Consider the following 14,724-nt stretch of genomic DNA (forward strand, 5'->3'; position numbering starts at 1 on the left):
CACTAAGTTAAAAGCTTCCATCCGAAAACTTCTACTTTTAACTCCGTTCGACTTGCATGTGTTAAGCACGCCGCCAGCGTTCATCCTGAGCCAGGATCAAACTCTCAAATTAAAGTTTAATCATTTCAGAATTAACATTGGCTATTTAGAAGCTTTGGTTTATAACATAAACCAAGCTTTAAACAATCGTTAATTTCCGTTAGTCTGTGATGCAAATCACACACTACTTTACTGTTTTTTTAGGTCGTATCATTTCTGATACTGTTCTTTTTCAAAATTTAAAGCCGAAGCTTTCTATTTTGAATGAAATTTTAAAGAAAATTTCAGGGTTGTTTCACTGTTCAGTTATCAAGGTTCTTATGCATCAGCGCTATCAATTATGCCTCATTTTTATGTCCTTTAGCGCGTCAGCAAAATGTATTATAGCACTATTATTAACCAGTGTCAACACTTTTTTCTAGAATTTCTATTTTTTATGATACTTATTAATACTCTTTCGTTTCTGTACTTTTAACTGGCTTTTTAGCTGCCTTTTTGATTAAACCTTGTTATCATTATTGCCCGCTTTCCCTGCAAATACGTAAAAATCATAAGCTGTCCTTCGCTTTTTACTTCTGCAGAAGATGTACGGCAAAGCCTCCTATCTCATCCTTAAGGTATATGGCTGTTCTTCTATCCATCTTATCATATTTCGCTGTTGCCTCATCAAAACAAAAACCACAGCTTTCGAGATGATAGATTGCCCTTTCAAGATAATTGGTCGCAATTGCGATATGCCCATGATTTCCAAGGTAAGGTGTTTTCATGACTTCGATTCCAAGGCCGGCAAAAATCGAAGCGTCTCCCGCATTTTTAGCAAAGCCAAAAAGTTTCTCAAAGGAAGTTGCTATAGAATCAGCCTCTGTCTCATCCTTGGCATTTATACCAATATGGCGTAACTCAAAGCCCAGCATCTTCATTACTGCTTCCCTTGTAAGCTCTTTTATCTTATCAAATTCTCCATTGTGAATCAGTTCTTCCTTTACCATCCAGCTTCCCCCGCAAGCGATAATTTGGGAGAAATCCAAATAGGATAACAGGTTCTTTTCCGTTATACCTCCAGTGGGCATGAATTTTATGCTGCCATAGGGTGCTGACATGGCTTTTATCATGTTCAATCCGCCTGCTGCCTCTGCCGGGAAGAACTTTACAACCTTTAACCCTAATTCTATGGCCTGCTCAATATCACTTGGATTAGCGCAGCCCGGTACTACAGGTATTCCTTTTTCCACACAGTACCTTACTACCTTGGGGTTTAGTCCGGGGCTTACGATAAATCTGGCACCGGCATTTACCGCTCTGTCTACCTGGTCAATCGTTAATACTGTCCCTGCCCCTATTAGCATGTCAGGGAATTCAGAGGCAATAATATGTATTGCTTCCTCTGCTTCCTCTGTTCGAAAGGTCACCTCTGCACAGGGAAGCCCGCCTTCGATTAATGCCGCTGCCAGCGGTCTGGCATCCTCCAAGGATTCTATCTTTACTACAGGTACAATTCCAAGCTTTTGGATTTGCTCAAGTATTTCTTGCATCTTTTACATTGTCCTTTCTCTATGAGTTTTTTATTTTCTTACATTTTATCCTCTTTCAGGAATATCAAATCTCTGATTTGATATTCCTGAATACGTAGTTGAAAAATTTATTTTTCAACCTGTCCGCATCATAAGGATATTGTAACCTACTCCCTGTTTTATTTCTCCTACGATGCTGAACAATTTCTTGTTTTTTTGTACTTTCTTTTTCTTATGGAAAGCTGCTGTACAGATATATATTAATTACGGCAAACACATAATGGACTTTTCCAATCCTTTATATGTTTGCCGTTCTCTTTCAAATGACTGCTTTTTCTTATGCCAGCAGTATCTGTCCCAAATTCATAACAAACTTAAGAAGCATATTATTATTATACAGCACACTTAAGAAGGTATTGTTATTTATTAATTCAAAGGCGCTCTGCCCAACCTTTGTCCCCGCAAATGCCGTAAGGATAAGAAATCCTATCCATACTACCACGATTCCCTGAATAAGTCCTGCCAGCAGGCCGGCTGTTTTATTGAGACCGTTGATTACCGGAAGCTTACTTATTATATTAAGGGCTATACAGATTATACCGAGTGCTATGCTGATTATAAGAAAAACACAAATAAATACCCCCGAATTGATTATCATTCTGCTGACCGATTCGCTGACGTATTCTTTAAAATTCTTCACCGACATTGTCTTATATACTTCTTTGTTGTTATTCTCAATTAAGGATTCTCTCATAGCCTTGGGCATGGGAAGTTTATTGATAAAGCTTACCTGATCCGTCACCTTATTCCCTGTATCTTTAAAATCTATGATTTGAGAAATCTTTTTCTCAACATAGTTCATAACCTTTTCATTTTGCTGCACTTCTTTGTTTATGACAGGACTAACCCATACTGTGAGCATAATCGCAATAACGGTAGAAAAAAGGGTAAAGACTGTGCGAATAAAGCCTATCCGCCTTCCATTTACCGTAAATCCAATCAAAATAGCTGCTACTACAATTAATAGCCAGTTTGCAGATCCTCCCGCTGTAATCACTGTCATTTTAGTTTCACCTCATCAATTGTTTGTTCATTCACCATTATGTATCCGTTTCTTCCTGACTCCGGTAATATGTCTGCAATTTCTTTATCAAAATGGCAGCTCATCTTTACTTTTCCATTCATCTTATATATCAGCCAGTCACGACTGGATGCCAGTACTATTTCTTTACCGTTTAAGCGGATACTGCTATAGTCAAAATCAGTATTTTCCCTGAATTTAACTTTCCCATTTAAATCATACACTACAACCTGGTTATTGTTGCCGGCTTCTTCATTTTTCAACACAAAGCCTATGTAATTCTCACTATAGAAAACTGTCTTCACCTTGTCCTTAAAAGTATCTTCAAATACCGGTTCCGGCGTTTTTTCCATAGAATATATGCTGTATTTGTCATCTCCGAAAGCACAAACCGTGTTATTATTAATAAACTCCACATCTGGAACCAAAGTTTGTCCAAAATCATAGGCACCAACGATGTTATCCGTATAATTTTTCCCTAATCTTCCCAGATTAAAAAATGTGATTTTGTTGGACAGTTTCCCTTTGTTAAAATACACATAGCTTGTAACTAATTTCGTTCCATCCGACGATATGCTAAAATCCATGGGAAAACCATCATCCTTTTCTAAAGTTCTCCTCTCGGCCAGGCGCTTACCTTCTTTGGAATAATACCTTATATAATCTTCATTTTTTCCGCTAAGCAATACGGCCGTTGCCCCCTGGGACGCAATAACACTTTTTATTATCGGATATTCTGTCTGCAGAGAGGATTCTGCCCCCTTGGGACCGTATATTTGTAAGAGCTTACTGCCTCTGTCACTGACACATGCATACTCACCCTTAATTGCTATTTGGGGATCTTTCATCTGATAGGTGTCATTCCACACCTGGTGTCCGCTTTCATCCACCGCCATTATTCCATCCCTGCTTACACGAATATATCCTCCGCCATAGGAATAGTATTTTGCTGACCCCGTATCGCTTTTTGAAGTAGAATTAAGAACCTCATAGCCTGTATATTTTTTATTGCTTATTATATAGAATATTCCGCCAATTAATATGGCTGTAATCAGCAGAGAAAGTAACAGTAAAATAATCACCATTTTGCGGTGCTGCTGTTTTCTGATCTCATAAACTCTAAGTTCCGGTTTTTCCAATATAACTGCCATGCCCTTGTACCTTTCCCCATGCCGCTTTCTTGCTTTTGTTTGTATTATAACTTATTTTTTGAAGAATGACATCTATTTTTTTCTACTGAGGACAGGAATAGGACTAATAACTCTACGGCACTCTAAGCTTTTGACCGACCAGGATTTTGTTTTCATCTTCTATCTTATTTAATTTTTTTATTTCGTCCATATAGGTATATGTCTTGTATAATTTGTAACTGATACTTGCCAGAGAATCTCCCGCTTTGACGGTATAATATTTTACTGTTGCAGAAGCAGGTTTTGTGTCCTTCGTATCTTTAGGTGTTTCTGCTGCTTTTGTTGGCTCCGGCGTACTTTCTGCCGCTTTCGTCGGTTCCTCGCTCACTTCTGCCTCTGCCTGCTTTGTAGTCTGCGGCTCCGGTGTCACGTTTCCCTCTACCTTATCTACCGGTACAGCCTGTGAGTCTCCCCCTGTTCCATTCTCTGCCTCTTTAACATCATCTTCCTTATTTGCATCTGCCTGATTGACCGGATTTTTGCCGCTCTTATCCGTGGTACCATCCGATGCCACATCCTGATCTTTATTGTCTCCTGCCACATTAAGATTTTGTGAGATCGTACTTAGGGCCGACTCCATCTTCTTCATTTTATCGTAACTGTCAAGCATTGTGGCTGCTATCACAAGGACTATTATGGCAAGAAGGGAACTGGCGGCATATAAGAGCCTGACAACGCTCCTGTCATCTTTTACTTCTTTTTTATCCTGGATAACACTTCTGATTCTTTTTGTCGTCTGGTCATTGTAAACAGCTTCTTCCCTTACTATCTTTTCTTCTTTGTACTCTACCATGTAGTTTTGCATTTCTTCATTTTTTTCATAATACAGGTAATATCCCGGCTGCTTTATGAGCTGGCTGTTTTCACAAAAATAGAAAGCCTCTTCTCTTTCCATGCTGTCCATTTTAAGCAGGGCTTTATCGCTCCCCGAAAAGTTATCGCTATGTATTTTTCTTATCTTATCATTGCTTTCCAGATAAAACCCCGGCCCAATGAGTGCCCAGCCTACGATCTCCACATCCGTAAAATATTTCTTTATATTTTCGTAAACACTTGTCCACCCATCATCTGTCAATGTCATACTGGTGCCGAAATCAACATTCCTCATTTCTACTGCACCCTTGATGAAGATATTTTTCGCTTCTTCTGTTTTTACACTATACCCCAAAAATACAGCAACTCTTAACTCTCCCGGATCAATATCCGCCAATTGCTTCACGAAAGTCATCACATAGTCTTCTACATAAATAACCCTCCCATGATATAAAACACTTCCTACCTGTCTTATATTCTTGGGCATCTTTATGTTTACGGCGCTGCCGTTTGACTGTCCTTTTTGGTATGTATTTTCCATTATTCAATCCTCCTGACATTGGCTATTCTTTATTTTTTTACTTTTTATGGTAGCACAGGAGAATTAATAATTATGTCAAAACACACCCGGTAATTTATAAATATTACCTTTTTTATTAGTTTTATTTCTATGATTTTTTATCTCTTATCCGATTGTCCACCCAAACTTTACACATATTTGCAGCTTTTGCAAGGGGCTTGTTGAAAATTGGTCTGTTAATTATTTCTAATTCCTGACTAAATACTATTTTTACGGTAATACTTTTGTTAAGCAAGAATAAGGTATATTGTGCAAGTGACAATAGGAGGTTCGGATGAACAAAGAATTAGATATAGAGCGGAAATTATATTATTTTAACACCAAAGAACGATATTCGGTTTATGAATTCAGCAGCCGGCTGCAGAGCATGATACAGGGTAAACCCAACCAAAACCGCCCCCTGGTTTTTCTTTGTATAGGTTCCGACCGGGCAACCGGTGACTGTCTGGGGCCGATCGTAGGCTACAAGCTGTCAAAAATGAAGCAATATGACATGACATTGTATGGAACTTTGGAACAGCCTGTGCATGCAAAGAATTTAAGCGATACCATGGATCATATCCGGATTCATCATCCGAATGCTTTTGTAATTGCGGTAGATGCCTCTTTGGGAAAATCCAGCCATATCGGCTACATTACTCTTGGGGAAGGTCCTCTGCTTCCCGGTGCCGGTGTTGACAAAGAGCTTCCTCCTGTCGGTGACATTTTTATAACCGGTATCGTTAATTTTTCCGGTATGCTTGACCATATGCTGCTGCAAACAACAAGGCTTAATGTTGTTATGATGCTGGCTGACTATATCTGCTCCGGTATCAATTACTGTTTTTATCAGCTTTCAAGAAATTAAAAAAATAAGTGCAGTATAATACAAAGAAGAAATATCTTTATAATTATACTGCACTTATTTTTTATTTTGATATTAAGTTAAATCAGGATGCTGTATTTTCTGTCTGCTCTGTTTTATAGGCAGCTATTGCTTCTGATATGGTGGCTATGCTCTTATCACGCATAAGCTGTATGAGCATGTCCAATTTTTCTTTTGTCAAAAGCTCTTTTCCGATGTATGCTTCGTATTCAGAGGCTATTTCAAGAGAAAGGTTCTTAATAGTATCCTGTACTTCTTTGATATCACTATAGACTTTTGCATACTCCTTTTTAAGCTTTAACAGTTCTTCCTGATGCTGCTGGTTTATCTCTTCTCTGATTACATTACGGGTAGAATTCTCAAAGGTACTTAAGGCTTCCTTTTTCCCGGCATTTATCCCGGCAAGCTCCTGCTCAAGTTCTTCAAGTTCTCTATCAAAGTCCTCTAAGTCATAGATACTCTCATCCCGATCCTTTAAGATAGCTTTTCGGATATTTTTTACGGTTTTGCGGGTCAGTACCATCTGCCGTCTTATCTTTTGAATCTGTACAAATACTCCCTGATGCCTGTTCTTTATATTACTTTCAATCATCAGATATATCCCCCCGAATACAATTACAATAAGGGCATACATTAAAAAGAGGAATATCAGCTTTTCCTGCGGCAGAATCCTTGTATAAATCAAATAAGGAAGCACTAAAAGCAGCACGATTACCACCAATATGCTTATCAGAAAATCTACAGGCTTCCCCGGAAAGAATATTGCATAAAATAAACGGTTATGGAATATACGGGGTATATGATTAGTCTTATATAAATCCTTGATTTCAAGATTTAACAGCCGGTATTCTTCTCTGGCACCTGCTGTTTCATTTTCAATTCTTTCATTGACCTTTTCGGTTTTCGATTTCATCTTCCGGTTTTTGATTTTTTTTATCTGCTGTCTGGTAAGGTCAAGCTGTGCATCATAACTCTTCTCAATTTCTTCTTTCCGCTGTCTAAGAGCTGTTCCTATCTCATCCGCAATATCTTTTTCCTTCCCCTTGATGCTTTTTTCCAGTCTGCCTTCCTGTACCTCAAGGCTGTCATTCTGGTTCTGGCAAGAGGTCAAATCAGTTAATTTTTGTCTGACTGCTTCCAGCTCTTTAATTCCGCCGGATAATATATTGCCCTGCATCGCTTTCCCTCCCTTTGTATGGTTTCACTTATTTTTGATTTTACCCGATTACCCTACAAAGGTCAATCCTTTATAACTTAAATCGACCTACTATTACCTCCAGTTTTGTGGCCAGTTCATCCATTATCCTGCTGGAATCTGCAATTTCCTCCAAAGATGCCGTCTGCTCCTCCACCGAAGCGGAAAGTTCCTGGGTAGATGCGGAATCTTCCTCTGCGATGGCTGAAAGGTTTTCCATCGTTTCGATAATTCCCATCTTAACCTGTTCCATTTCTTCTCCGCTCTCATTAAGCTCTTCCACCGCATCATCTGCCTTTAAAATAGCTTTTGCAATTCCCTCAAAGCTCTTTTCGTTGTTATCGACACTTTCTGTCTGTTCTTTTATTGCCACTCCCATCTTTTCTATTGTCAGTACTGCTCCTTTGGTGTTCTTTTGCAGCTCATCAACTATCTTATCAATTTCGCCGGTTGAAGAAGAAGACTGCTCTGCCAGCTTTCTGATTTCCTCTGCTACGACTGCAAAGCCTTTTCCGGCTTCTCCTGCTCTTGCCGCTTCAATTGCTGCGTTGAGCGCAAGAAGATTGGTCTGTTCTGCAATTTGTGTGATAACTTCGCTGGCCTGTCCGATCATTTCAGCGCTCTTATCAGCCTTCACTATAACTTCCTTGATTTCCTCGGCGGCGGCATTATTCTCTACTGTCCTGTCCCGAAGAACCTGTATTGTTTTATTCCCATCATCCAATAGAGTTACGACTTTTTTAGTTGCCTTACTTAATATCTTAAAGCTGCTCTGATTCTTTTCAATTGTTTCACCCAGTTCCTGCGTTCTCATGCTTCCTTCCTGCGTATGTTCCGCATGGCTGGTAGCTGCCCTCGCAAGTTCTCCTATTGTAGTTGATATTTCTTCCGAAGCCGCTGCGGATTCTTCGGACATCTGGGCCATTCTGCCTGCTGTATCCGTTAATTGCCCCGAAGCATTCTGCAGTTCTGCTATGATTCCCCTGAAGCTGTTTGTTATATTCTGAAGCGCTGCCGCAAGGGTACCGATTTCGTCTTTTCGCTTAAGATATTTTTCATTTATATTGTCGGAAACATCAAGTCTTGCAATTTTTTCTGCCTGCCTGACAGTTTTTGCAATAGGGTTGGCAATGCTGTTTCCTAATGTTACCGTAACCGCTATGCCTATAAGCAAGGCAACTGCAAAGACTACTGCAATTACTGTTATAAGACTGTAAATTCTGGAAAATACCTCATTCTTATCTGCTGTCACCACATAATACCAATCCGTATTAGGAACCGGTGTAAAGCCTGAATAAAGTGTTTTTCCTTTAAAGTTATATTCATGTATTCCCTGTTTTTCCTTTAAAACCTTTGTGAAAAAACCGGCTATCGAGGTCAGGCTCTTATCTTCCCCGGACGTCTTTATTGGATTGAACATGCTTGTAACCATTGTTTTATCCGGATATGCTATTACTGTTCCTTCTCCGTTTATAATATATCCGTAACCATTCTTTCCATAGCCCATATCATTGATAGTATCGCTTAACTTATTGGCATCACTTCTTGCCAATACGAGCCCAATCAAAGTATCCTCCTTATATATGGGGGCAGCTATCATAAGAACCGGCTCATTGGTTACCTTACTGATTAACACATCCGATATAACTGTCTTTCCTGTCAATGCGGCCTTTATGTAATCCCTGTCTGCAAGATCTGCCTGTGAATCATCTGTATACTGCGTCTTTCCATCCTTATCAACAATTCCCAGTCCCAGAAGGCCGGTTTTTTTCAGATATTTTTGTAAAACAGGCTTTTGTAACTCAAATGACATGCTTTGTATGTCCGGCTGTTCAGCAATTGCCTGAACTATCAGCTTCTCATTCTCCACTCTGCTCTCAATAAGCTTGGCATCATCTGTGACCAGTGCTTTTATTTCCTGATCAGCCTGATCTTTCAAATTTGTCCTGGCAGTTAAAATTGAAGTCAAAGTCAAACTTCCTGCCATCAATATCAATATAGCAAGATAGCTTACCAATAGCTTTGTCTTAATACTTTTCATGTATTTACACCTCTTTTTATTTTATTTGGTAAATTCTAGTATATCACTTTTTTCGTCAAAAAACATCATTTTTCTTCTTTTTGGTTATAAATTACTTCTTTATTTTTTTGATTTTATTAAGAATTGTTCTAATCTCTTAAGTATTCTTCACTCATTTTTAATACTTTCTCCAAACTTAAGACACATTTATCCTTTATACTATGAAGTAGAAATCAAGGGAATCCCTCTCCCTTGTTTATATAGATAATGCTTTTTCATAAAGCCGCCGCTTGCTGTTAATCCCCTCAGACAGTAAAGGGCGGCTTCCCCCGTTTTATAAGACCTTTATTACCGTATAAAGTTTATTAATATATTGGTAAAAGCCGTAGAACTTTACCTGGAATCGTGGTAAGATATTGATACAGATTTCTTCACAAGGAGATAGAATTTATGAAAAATAAGATACTAAGCGGTCTTCTTATAGCAATTGTTTTTGCTTTGGCTGTAAGCCCTTCCTCCTTTGCTAAAGCAAAGGTACAGGAGTTCTCTGATAGTTATATGGAGTTAACTCTTCCAGACGATACCATCGTATTAACAAAGAATACCCCTGATTCGGACGAGCACTGGGCAACGGCAGGCATTGCAAATGTCAAAAGTGAAAAACAAAGCATGAAAAAAATGGGTGCAAAAGCTATTTTCTATGACCCCAACACAAAATCTCTGGTCAGACTTCTTCAAAAACAATCCAGTCAGACAAGCGATATATTCAATCTTTCTTTGCTCTCCGAGAAAGAAAAGAAAGACTTCTTTAACAGCCTCGTAGCTACAAAGGAAGAGAACACCAAGACTGCCATTGAGGAATATCCTCAAACGGAAGCCATTTTTTTCCGCTATAGCATTGAAATGACAAAAGATACCGGGAAAATGACCGAATTGATTTATGGGACAATCGTAAACGGCTATACCTTTTCCTTTGATATCTACCAAAGCACAAAATCAGTTCCCATCGACGAAACTTTCATTAAGGAGCTGGTTGATGGCACACATTTTACCACATTTCTGGACAAGGCTGAGGTAGAAAGACAAGTTAGAAATGAGGTTATCCGTTCTTTGATTGAATTTGCGGCAATCATTATCGTGATTGTAGTATGGATAATCGCCCGCAAAAAGAAAAATAAAAAGCAAAAAGTACAAAAGGATATTAAGGCAAAAGCTCTCACCGGCTTTTATGCTTCTAAAAAGCAAAGGGAAGAGCAAAACATTAAAGAAGAAATTCGGTTCACAAACCACACGAAGTATACTGATCAGATTATTAAAGACTTTTGCTATTACAACCGGTTTCTCAAACGAATTGTTACCTGGATTATCATGGCGGTGCTCTTCCTTGTTGTTCTGGTACTCATATCCCAATCAAAAGTCGGGTTTTTAGGCTGTATCGTTGCAATCATCCTGATCTTTATTTTTGTATATTATCAGGGAATCAGTACGGAGAAATTAGTTGACCGTATGATAAAGTCCTATGATAAGAGCAAAGGAACGGAAGCTTCATTTACTTTTTATGAGGATTATTTTACTGCATCCGGTATACAGTATATCTCCACTTATCCTTACTTGCAGATTACTGACATTAGACAGCATAAGGACTTTATCTATATTTACCTTGGACCTGAAAAGGCCTTTTACCTGAAGAAGGATGGCTTTGATAAAGATGCAGACGCTTTTCTGCAATTTATGAACGCCGCTCTTAAATCAGCGAAAGCAAATTAAAATATTCCTTGGGAGATTAGTTTGAAAAATATAATACATTTTTCAAATTTCTTATTTAGGCAGTATCGCAAGTAAACTTGCGATATGCATGGGGGATCAATATGAAGGTCATCAGTAAATTATTATCTCTGCTATTAGCTGTTATATTACTGTTAACAGCTTATCCCTTCAAGACTTATGCCGCTCTTAGCACAACAGCCAGGGACTGGTACTACACCAAAAGCCAGAACCATAAAACTCCTGTTGTTTCAGGAAACATTAAGGATATGCTGAAAAAATATAACGCTTACTATGTTGATGATACCAAAGAGAAAGTAATTTACCTGACCTTTGACCTTGGATATGAAAACGGATACACGGACGATATTCTTGACATATTAAAGGAACATGATATAAAAGCCGCTTTTTTTGTTTGTAAAGCCTTCATTGACCAAAACCCGGACGGTCTAAAGCGCATGCTGGAAGAAGGACATGTTGTGGGAAACCATACGGTTAACCATATTTCCTTCTATAAGCTGTCTCAAAGCAAACTGAAAAGTGAGTTAAAGGGGGTGGAGGACACCTATGAAAAGGTTACAGGAGAAAAGATGGCAAAAATCCTTCGTCCCCCTTCAGGAGGTTACAGTGAGAAATCCCTTGCCTGGACGCAAAAGCTGGGATATAAAACCTTTTTCTGGAGTATTGCCTTACCAAATGATTGGAACCTTTCAAATCAGCCAACCAAGGATGCTGCCTTGGGGCTGTTTAAAGGGCAGCACCATAAAGGGGCTATCGTACTGCTTCACGGTGTATCTCCTGCCGTAGCCAAAAGTCTGGATGCCATGCTGACACAGCTTGAGGATGCCGGTTATCACTTCGGGCTCGTTACAGATATTCCCTCCGCTGCCCCTGCTAAGAAAAAATAAGTTCATGCTTCTAAGCTTCATAAATAACAAACCAAAGGATGAAGAAGGATGCCAGGAAAACAAATTCTTGTTATTGACGATGATACGGATCTGTCCTATATTATCTGCGATATGCTCGAAAATTACGGATATAGCGTTACTTGCGCCAACGACAGTGATACTGCCTTTTCCCTGCTTACAGACCATACTTATCACGTAATTCTTATGGATATAAACCTGCCGGGTATGTCCGGTTTTGAGATTTGCAGAGAACTTCGAAAAGTGTCAAAAGTTCCGGTTCTCTTTGCCAGTGCCAGAACCAACGAAAATGACCGTATTACCGGCTTTGACATTGGAGGAGATGATTATCTTCCAAAACCCTACTCCTTAAAAGAGCTTTTAGTCCGGGTAAATGCACTCATCCGGCGTACTTATGACTACAAAGAAGAGGAAGAAATCATACGCTTTGGAAATATTGAAGTTCACACTGCTTCCAGACAGGTAAAGAAAAATGACGAAGTTATATCCCTTTCTTTAAAAGAGTTTGATCTTCTTGCCTTTCTTTTGGAGAATAAAAACGCCGCAGTATCCAAGGAACGTCTGCTGTCAGGGGTTTGGGGCGCCTTTACAGAAGTAGAGCCCTCAACCTTAACTGTCCATATCAGGTGGCTTAGAGAGAAGCTGGAAGATGACCCCAAAAATCCCCTGTTCATCAAAACCGTCTGGGGTATCGGTTATATGCTTCAAACACTCTGAAAGGAGCGAGGTTATTTACAATGAAAACAAGACTATTTGCAGCCACTGCCTGCTTTGCAGGGGTTATACTCATCCTCTCCCTGCTGTTGGCATATTCAGTAAAGCCAGAGAACGCGGCAGAGAGAAAAGCAGAACATATTGTTGCATTGAATGAAATCTCACAGATGGCACAAAAGGCCGCCTCCGGTAAGGATACTTCTTCCAAAGAACTTCTAAAAGAAAAAATAGCTGCTCTTAATACTTCCCTCCGCGAAGAGGAACATCCGGGTAATGCCCGGCTTTATCCTGCAATTCTATTTATCGGAACGATTGCTGTTATATACCTGTTTCTGATATTTCTTTATATTTACTTCTCCATCCTTCGTCCCTTTGATAAATTAAAAGGTTACGCCCAGAGTATTTCCAAAGGCGACTTTGATGTATCCCTTAATTATGAGCGTTCGAACTACTTTGGTGCCTTTACCTGGGCTTTTGACCATATGCGCAGAGAGATTACCAGAGCCCGCGCATGCGAGCAGGAGGCCATTGATAACAACAAGACTGTTATTGCAACCCTTTCCCATGATATTAAGACTCCCATTGCATCTATCCGCGCATATGCTGAAGGTCTGGAAGCTAATATGGATACTACTGCTGAGAAACGCGTCCGGTATTTAAGTGTAATTATGAAAAAATGTGATGACGTTACCAAGCTCACCAATGACCTTTTCCTTCATTCCATCTCTGATCTTGACAAGCTTAAGGTCGTTACAGAGAAAGTGGAACTGTGCGGCTATTTGTCCCCTATCCTTGAGGAAATAAATGCCGGACAGGGGGATGTAGCCTTTCAAAAGCCTTATGCCTGCCTATATGTGGATATTGATAAAAACAGATTCCAGCAGCTCGTTGAGAATCTGATTAATAATGCCAGAAAATATGCAAAAACCAAAATAGAGGTTTCGATAAAAAACGAAGACAGGTCTGTTACTATCAGCTTCCGGGATTACGGGCAGGGAGCTGCCAGTGAGGATATGCCCTTCCTTTTTGATAAATTCTACCGCGGAAAGAATTGCGGAAAGGAACAGGGTTCCGGACTTGGACTTTATATCGTCCGCTATGTTGCGGAGCAGATGAAAGGCGAGGTTCGGTTAATAAATCATACAGACGGATTAGAAGTGACTGTAAACCTCCCTCTTATCTCTTAAATCCTTTAAGGATTTCTTAATATCTCATCTGATAAAATACTTTCATAACGAAAAGAAAGGATTTGAGGATATGAAGGACATTATTCTGTCTGCCAGGGGCCTATGCAAAAGTTATGCCCATAACGGCGGACAAAACCACATATTAAACCACATTGACCTGGATATTTACAAAGGGGATTTTACCGTAGTCATGGGTGCTTCCGGCTCCGGAAAGTCAACTCTTTTGTATACCATGAGCGGCATGGACTCTGCTACGGCAGGAAAAGTAATCTATCAGGGAAATACGATAACAGAATTTAAGGAGGATAAGCTTGCTAAGTTACGGCAGGGGGATTTCGGCTTTGTCTTCCAGCAGATGCATCTGGTCAGCAACTTAAGCCTATTTGAAAACGTTGCGGTAACCGGCTATCTTAATAAAAACATACCGGGCGCAGAGGTGGGTAAGAGAGTGAAAGAACTTCTCGAGAAAATGGGCCTTACCCCTATGTCAAAACGACTTCCCTCCCAGGTCTCCGGAGGAGAACAGCAGCGGGCTGCTATTGCCAGAGCCGTTGTGAACCGCCCTGACCTTCTTTTTGCAGACGAACCCACCGGAGCGCTGAACCGAAAAAATACCATTGAGGTCTTAAATCTTTTGACAGAGCTTAACAAAGAAGGTCAAAGTATTCTTATGGTAACTCATGATATGAAAGCGGCACTTAGGGCTACCAGGCTATTGTATCTGGAAGATGGCAAGATTACCGGAGAGCTTACTCTTCCTCCCTATCAGCCGCTGGAGGAGAAGAGCCGTGAAACGCAGGTAGATGCATGGCTTTCCTCCATGGAATGGTAGGTGGACT

At 39.8% G+C, this 14,724-nt stretch carries 12 protein-coding genes and 1 rRNA gene; 6 read left to right on the top strand and 7 right to left on the bottom strand.

The features are described 5' to 3' along the window. The 5 genes from BUF11_RS21345 to BUF11_RS21365 all read right to left on the bottom strand — a co-directional run. Nucleotides 1-112: ribosomal RNA gene (locus BUF11_RS21345) — 16S ribosomal RNA — on the bottom strand; the annotation flags it as partial. Nucleotides 113-608: 496 nt separating this feature from the next. Beyond that, nucleotides 609-1,571: a bifunctional 4-hydroxy-2-oxoglutarate aldolase/2-dehydro-3-deoxy-phosphogluconate aldolase gene (locus BUF11_RS21350; RefSeq protein ID WP_073590914.1), complete on the bottom strand. Its 963-nt coding sequence runs from the start codon at nucleotides 1,569-1,571 to the stop codon at nucleotides 609-611. 316 nt (nucleotides 1,572-1,887) lie between these two features. Further along, on the bottom strand, nucleotides 1,888-2,613 hold the full coding sequence (locus BUF11_RS21355) for a CvpA family protein (RefSeq protein ID WP_073590915.1): 726 nt from the start codon (nucleotides 2,611-2,613) through the stop codon (nucleotides 1,888-1,890). Then, nucleotides 2,610-3,782, bottom strand: a complete 1,173-nt coding sequence (locus BUF11_RS21360) for a DUF5711 family protein (protein ID WP_073590916.1) — start codon at nucleotides 3,780-3,782, stop codon at nucleotides 2,610-2,612. The genes BUF11_RS21355 and BUF11_RS21360 overlap by 4 nt, the downstream gene beginning before the upstream one ends. Nucleotides 3,783-3,894: 112 nt before the next feature. Continuing rightward, entirely contained in the window at nucleotides 3,895-5,175 is a 1,281-nt protein-coding gene (locus BUF11_RS21365; RefSeq protein WP_073590917.1) for a LysM peptidoglycan-binding domain-containing protein, read from the bottom strand. Between the two features lie 313 nt (nucleotides 5,176-5,488). Here BUF11_RS21365 and yyaC point away from each other — a divergent pair, with 313 nt between their 5' ends. Next, on the top strand, nucleotides 5,489-6,061 hold the full coding sequence (yyaC, locus tag BUF11_RS21370) for a spore protease YyaC (RefSeq protein WP_073590918.1): 573 nt from the start codon (nucleotides 5,489-5,491) through the stop codon (nucleotides 6,059-6,061). A gap of 82 nt (nucleotides 6,062-6,143) precedes the next feature. Here yyaC and BUF11_RS21375 read toward each other — a convergent pair whose 3' ends face one another. Both BUF11_RS21375 and BUF11_RS21380 read right to left on the bottom strand, forming a co-directional pair. After that, nucleotides 6,144-7,256 (bottom strand): hypothetical protein, encoded by a 1,113-nt coding sequence (locus BUF11_RS21375; protein WP_073590919.1) that lies wholly within the window; start codon nucleotides 7,254-7,256, stop codon nucleotides 6,144-6,146. Nucleotides 7,257-7,326: 70 nt separating this feature from the next. Then, nucleotides 7,327-9,315 carry a methyl-accepting chemotaxis protein gene (locus BUF11_RS21380; RefSeq protein ID WP_073590920.1) on the bottom strand — a complete coding sequence of 663 codons (1,989 nt, stop codon included), beginning with the start codon at nucleotides 9,313-9,315 and terminating at the stop codon, nucleotides 7,327-7,329. A gap of 429 nt (nucleotides 9,316-9,744) precedes the next feature. On the opposite strand from BUF11_RS21380, the gene BUF11_RS21385 reads away from it, so the two are divergent. The 5 genes from BUF11_RS21385 (at nucleotide 9,745) to BUF11_RS21405 (ending at nucleotide 14,717) form a co-directional block, all read left to right on the top strand. Beyond that, complete coding sequence (locus BUF11_RS21385) at nucleotides 9,745-11,061, top strand: YcxB family protein (RefSeq protein WP_073590921.1); 1,317 nt, start codon at nucleotides 9,745-9,747, stop codon at nucleotides 11,059-11,061. A 101-nt stretch (nucleotides 11,062-11,162) separates the two neighbouring features. Continuing rightward, nucleotides 11,163-11,966, top strand: coding sequence for a polysaccharide deacetylase family protein (locus tag BUF11_RS21390; RefSeq protein WP_073590922.1), 804 nt, complete (start codon nucleotides 11,163-11,165; stop codon nucleotides 11,964-11,966). 48 nt (nucleotides 11,967-12,014) lie between these two features. Then, nucleotides 12,015-12,701 (top strand): response regulator transcription factor, encoded by a 687-nt coding sequence (locus tag BUF11_RS21395; protein WP_073590923.1) that lies wholly within the window; start codon nucleotides 12,015-12,017, stop codon nucleotides 12,699-12,701. Between the two features lie 20 nt (nucleotides 12,702-12,721). Then, nucleotides 12,722-13,885 carry a HAMP domain-containing sensor histidine kinase gene (locus BUF11_RS21400; RefSeq protein WP_073590924.1) on the top strand — a complete coding sequence of 388 codons (1,164 nt, stop codon included), beginning with the start codon at nucleotides 12,722-12,724 and terminating at the stop codon, nucleotides 13,883-13,885. Between the two features lie 70 nt (nucleotides 13,886-13,955). Continuing rightward, nucleotides 13,956-14,717, top strand: a complete 762-nt coding sequence (locus BUF11_RS21405) for an ABC transporter ATP-binding protein (RefSeq protein ID WP_073590925.1) — start codon at nucleotides 13,956-13,958, stop codon at nucleotides 14,715-14,717. The last annotated feature ends 7 nt before the right edge of the window (nucleotides 14,718-14,724 follow it).

Origin of the sequence: Anaerocolumna xylanovorans DSM 12503, assembly GCF_900143645.1 — a bacterium.
Classification (GTDB): domain Bacteria; phylum Bacillota; class Clostridia; order Lachnospirales; family Lachnospiraceae; genus Anaerocolumna; species Anaerocolumna xylanovorans.

Excerpts from the sequence above, each read along its gene's own strand:
- BUF11_RS21400 (WP_073590924.1), top strand. The coding sequence starts at position 12,722 with ATGAAAACAAGACTATTTGCAGCCACTGCCTGCTTTGCAGGGGTTATA.
- BUF11_RS21395 (WP_073590923.1), top strand. The coding sequence starts at position 12,015 with ATGCCAGGAAAACAAATTCTTGTTATTGACGATGATACGGATCTGTCC.
- BUF11_RS21350 (WP_073590914.1), bottom strand. The coding sequence starts at position 1,571 with ATGCAAGAAATACTTGAGCAAATCCAAAAGCTTGGAATTGTACCTGTA.
- BUF11_RS21390 (WP_073590922.1), top strand. The coding sequence starts at position 11,163 with ATGAAGGTCATCAGTAAATTATTATCTCTGCTATTAGCTGTTATATTA.
- BUF11_RS21360 (WP_073590916.1), bottom strand. The coding sequence starts at position 3,782 with ATGGCAGTTATATTGGAAAAACCGGAACTTAGAGTTTATGAGATCAGA.
- BUF11_RS21380 (WP_073590920.1), bottom strand. The coding sequence starts at position 9,315 with ATGAAAAGTATTAAGACAAAGCTATTGGTAAGCTATCTTGCTATATTG.
- BUF11_RS21405 (WP_073590925.1), top strand. The coding sequence starts at position 13,956 with ATGAAGGACATTATTCTGTCTGCCAGGGGCCTATGCAAAAGTTATGCC.
- BUF11_RS21375 (WP_073590919.1), bottom strand. The coding sequence starts at position 7,256 with ATGCAGGGCAATATATTATCCGGCGGAATTAAAGAGCTGGAAGCAGTC.
- BUF11_RS21365 (WP_073590917.1), bottom strand. The coding sequence starts at position 5,175 with ATGGAAAATACATACCAAAAAGGACAGTCAAACGGCAGCGCCGTAAAC.
- BUF11_RS21355 (WP_073590915.1), bottom strand. The coding sequence starts at position 2,613 with ATGACAGTGATTACAGCGGGAGGATCTGCAAACTGGCTATTAATTGTA.
- BUF11_RS21385 (WP_073590921.1), top strand. The coding sequence starts at position 9,745 with ATGAAAAATAAGATACTAAGCGGTCTTCTTATAGCAATTGTTTTTGCT.
- yyaC (WP_073590918.1), top strand. The coding sequence starts at position 5,489 with ATGAACAAAGAATTAGATATAGAGCGGAAATTATATTATTTTAACACC.